Genomic DNA, 3,978 nt, shown 5'->3' on the forward strand with positions numbered 1-3,978 from the left:
GCGCAACCAGCCCGCCTCCCTGAATGAAGCCGGAAAACTCTAGCATCCGGTGGTCCAACGTTTGGGAGCGTTTCAAAGACCGCCGAGGCTCTAATCGCCGCCGGATGAAAATTCAGTGGCAGGTCATTTGGTCTCGATGTTGCACAAGGAGCCAATTCCAGCGGCCACGAAGTACTTGGTATGCACCCGTGGGAACAACATGGGCGCTTCAATTGAACGGAAACTCAAATTTATGGCTGGCTCTGACAAATTACGGACGATCAGCGATAGTTCGGGTCTCCAGCGGGATTGCAGCATGAGGCCGGCAGTCAATACCAAAGGACATTACTGCGACTTCGCCGAATGCCGGTAATAGACATCCGCCAGAATGTGGTGGTCATGGCGGTAGACTTCGGCCATGATATTATAGAGGCTTGGATCGTGAGCCTCGAAATCTTCTGATGTGGCAATGGTGAGATTGCCTCGGCTGTAAGCCAAGTTCGTATTGAACCAAAATCGCGTGCCCTCGGCCCAATACTCATCGACGTTGTTCTCCATATAGGAACACGCCCAGAGGCCTTTCTCGTAGGCGTGCGAATAGGCACGTTCAACTCGTGCAACGAGATCAGGATCTACCGTGCGCAGCGCGTTGAAAATATTATGTGAGAATTCGTGAACAAGAATGTTCCCGCCGTAATACCGCGTGCCCGGCACGCCCATCAAATTCTCCACAGCTCCCGTCGTGTAGAGCCCGCCCATGCCGCGCGCCCTTTGTGCCCAGTAGTCTCGGGCAGTCATCTTGCCGATCGTGTTGGCGTAATCCCGCCGCTCGTCAGGGGTGAGACGTGGATCATCGGGAAGAGGCTTCTTCCAATCCCGCTGCTCGGGAATATCAGTCGTCGTCTCGTCAATTGCCATGACGCCCACCCGCGCTCCAGCCTGGATTAAAGCATCGCGGACATCACGGCGTTCTGACAACATGTAGAGGACAATGTCACGTGAGATCAATAGTGCCGTGTCTGGAACCTTGTTTGACGAAATAATAGGTATGCCCGCTGCGTCAGCATATTTGGCATAAAATGGATCCAGATTGAGTGATGTCGGTGGGCTGCGAACTATGAAAGTCTCGAAACTCGATACATCAGCCGCGGACAAAGGCGAGTCAGATAAGACATTCTCAGCGCCGCCGAGTCTGCCTGCGGATGCAGCAAGAAGGTACCCACCGCACAACACCATCCCCATCGAGCATACATCCATCATCGTGACCTCTCGTTAACGGCTGTCTTTCGTGAGACGACGCAACAACCGTGCCAGTCACTAAGTATTTCCTCGGGGGCTCATCGGCGCCGCCGGCTCTGTACCAGACCATGTGCGTGACGATCGGCAACCGGTGACCAGGGTATGACGATCACCTCATACCGTTATCTAGGAGAAAATTGCGATCTCGCGGCCGCCTCGCCAGTCCTGGGAGGCGTTTGCTGTGTCCGGGGTCCTAAAAGCTTGCACCGGAAACGCACTGATCTAGGAATCCATTCCTGTACCCATCATCTTCTCCCGAGGTCGGGATCGCCAGGCAAGTATGTCCTCTGGCAATCTTCGCCGATACCCAGCGTGCCGGTCCATGGGCTGCGATAGCCAAAGCGAACCAGGGCGTTTTGCGAGGGGAACCCCTTTCAGATTCAACAGGAGAATGCTGCTGCCTATCGCCGCGTCCCATTTTGTGTGGAATCAGACTGTCGCAAACCGAACATTCCGAAAAAACCCCTCCGCCAGGTCGGGTCGTTCGACGACTTTCGACGCCGGGATAGACCAGCCCGGTTCCGCCGAGGGTTCTAATGTGATCTCGACAATTTGCCTGATTATCGCCGAAAACGTCTTTGGCTTGCTTCTGCCTGAGTAGCGAGCCTCTCAGTCATGGTCAACTTTTCAGTTCAATGTCCTGGATGCCTGATCAAGATGATCCAGCATGATGGACAAGGCGGCATGTTCACGAAGAAGTTGGAGCAGCCGCTTCATCTGGCGTCGGCAGCCGATGGCAGGCCGATTGATTGGAACGCATCCATTGGACGGATGAGTTCCATCCAAACAAATGATTTCACCAGCTTATACCAGTGCCATTAGAAGCGCCCCAACGAGTGCGTATCAAGTAGTTGCTCTGTCGACGCCTGGACAGAGTATTAAGTGGAGGTTTAGGTATGAGCCCTCAGGTGCGGTGGAAAGTGTGCTGGGAAAACGAGTTGGAGCTCTCTGACCACACGGAGCTCGCAGATTTCTTTCGGAAGACCTATGGGCCAACTGGAGCTTACAACGCCCTTCCATTCGAAGGTGCTCGTAGTTGGTCAGGAGCTAGGCCCGAGCTTCGCGTAATAGGCTATGATGCGCACGGTGTGGCCGCTCACATGGGGTTGTTGCGTCGTTTCGTTCGGGTTGGCGAGGTCGATCTACTCGTATGCGAGCTTGGATTGTGGGGCGTGCGTCCAGATCTTGAGGGGTACGGCATTAATTCGATGCGCATTGTTTACCCAGTGCTGCAGCAACTTGGCGTTCGGTTTGCGTTCGGCGGTGTTCGGCAGGCGTTGCGCAACCTTGTTCTCAGGCTCTGCCGAAATGGTCTTGCGACGGTTTTGGAAGGGGTACGCGTGCGATCCACCCTTGCCGATGTTTATCTCAACCTCCCGCCGACGCGCTGTGAAAACGTAATTTTGGTAGTATTCCCAATAGGATGCTCAATGAGTGATTGGCCATCGGGGACCTTGATCGAGCGGAATGGCCCTGAGCTATGAAAGAGCATGGTCCCATAGCTGAAGTTATCCGAAGAGACGGTGGCGGCCCAGTGATCGGTGCGTCTATTTAACCCTCGATGACGGACCGACCCACACGATGACACATCCCGCACCTTTCGATCTGCGAACGCTTAGACGTCAAGCGTGAGATATTCGAGACAAGCAGGACCATCAGGAACATATGCCCCGAAGCCTCGGTACCGCAATCCGGGCACCTGGTGGAAGTATGAACATCATCGGCTAATGCCGTATTTTTGCGCGCTCGCGGGTTCACGATCCGCGCTCCTCGTTCGACCCGCTAACTGACGCCACTGCCGCAGAGCACGGCATCGGAGCCTGCGCACAAGCGCACTGCCGACCATACTGCGATGGCCGACAACCCAGATCTTCTTGTTGGACAAGTCGTACACTCAGAGCTCTTCCCGGCTGTTCAGGGCCTTCCAGTGCTTGACATCCTCGCGCACCATCTCGGCGACGAGCTCCTGAACCGGGGCCTTGTGTTGCCAGCCCAGCTTCTGGCGGGCCTTGGTCGGATCACCGGCAGAAGATCAACTTCCGTCGGGCGGAGGTATCGAGGATCGACTTCAACAAGGCAGGCACCGGACGCGGAGTCGTAGCCAGTCGACGCCGGACGCCTTCCATTCCAAAGTAATGTTCACGTCGGCAAAAGCCCGCTCGAGAAATTGGCCGACACTCGTCGTCTCGCCGGTCGCCAAGACGTGGCCATCCGGTTTGTCCTGCTGCAGCATGCGCGACATGCCCTCGACATACTCACGTGCGTGGCCCCAGTCGTAGCTCCTGGCGCTGTTTTTGGCCAGCTGTCGGGCGCGGCGGGCCTGCGCGATCGAAGTTGGCTTGTTCAGCCACAAGGCGAAGCTCTATCACCTGGGCGCTCGCAGCGTCTCCCGTGCGATACGCCATTTCTCTCTTGGCTACAGGGATGTGCGATTGTCTCCTGTTTTCAAAGCTCTTTGTCCTGCTGATGGTCGCGGTCGCGCTGGCGCGCGGTCGACCTAGACATGTCCTGCGATTGATGAATCGATTGTGAGGTGACGAGAGCGACCGAAGCTGATTCAACATCCACAGCGGAGAGGTGGATGATGGGACAAGCACTGAGCGATGATCTTCGAATACGGGTTTTGAAAGCGTCTGCGGCCGGCATGTCGGCTCGACAGGCTGCGGCTCGTTTCGGAGTTGGGATTTCGACGGCGATCCG

General features: G+C 56.0%; 3 protein-coding genes and 1 pseudogene. 2 read left to right on the forward strand and 2 right to left on the reverse strand.

What is annotated here, in order from left to right; all coding sequences use genetic code 11:
* Window positions 1-324: 324 nt before the first annotated feature.
* Window positions 325-1,239 carry a hypothetical protein gene (locus tag K6N12_RS33425; RefSeq protein WP_010034735.1) on the reverse strand — a complete coding sequence of 305 codons (915 nt, stop codon included), beginning with the start codon at window positions 1,237-1,239 and terminating at the stop codon, window positions 325-327.
* Window positions 1,240-2,174: 935 nt separating this feature from the next.
* Here K6N12_RS33425 and nodA point away from each other — a divergent pair.
* A complete protein-coding gene (gene nodA / locus K6N12_RS33430) occupies window positions 2,175-2,762 on the forward strand; it encodes a nodulation N-acyltransferase NodA (protein ID WP_004679687.1) in 588 nt (195 codons plus the stop codon).
* A 410-nt stretch (window positions 2,763-3,172) separates the two neighbouring features.
* Here nodA and K6N12_RS33435 read toward each other — a convergent pair.
* Window positions 3,173-3,631: pseudogene (locus K6N12_RS33435) on the reverse strand (GDP-mannose 4,6-dehydratase).
* A 231-nt stretch (window positions 3,632-3,862) separates the two neighbouring features.
* On the opposite strand from K6N12_RS33435, the gene K6N12_RS33440 reads away from it, so the two are divergent.
* On the forward strand, window positions 3,863-3,978 hold a 116-nt coding region (locus K6N12_RS33440), incomplete at its 3' end, for a helix-turn-helix domain-containing protein (protein ID WP_222149167.1).

The organism is Rhizobium redzepovicii (genome assembly GCF_019793435.1).
Lineage (GTDB): Bacteria > Pseudomonadota > Alphaproteobacteria > Rhizobiales > Rhizobiaceae > Rhizobium > Rhizobium redzepovicii.

Excerpts from the sequence above, each read along its gene's own strand:
- nodA (WP_004679687.1), top strand. The coding sequence starts at position 2,175 with ATGAGCCCTCAGGTGCGGTGGAAAGTGTGCTGGGAAAACGAGTTGGAG.
- K6N12_RS33425 (WP_010034735.1), bottom strand. The coding sequence starts at position 1,239 with ATGATGGATGTATGCTCGATGGGGATGGTGTTGTGCGGTGGGTACCTT.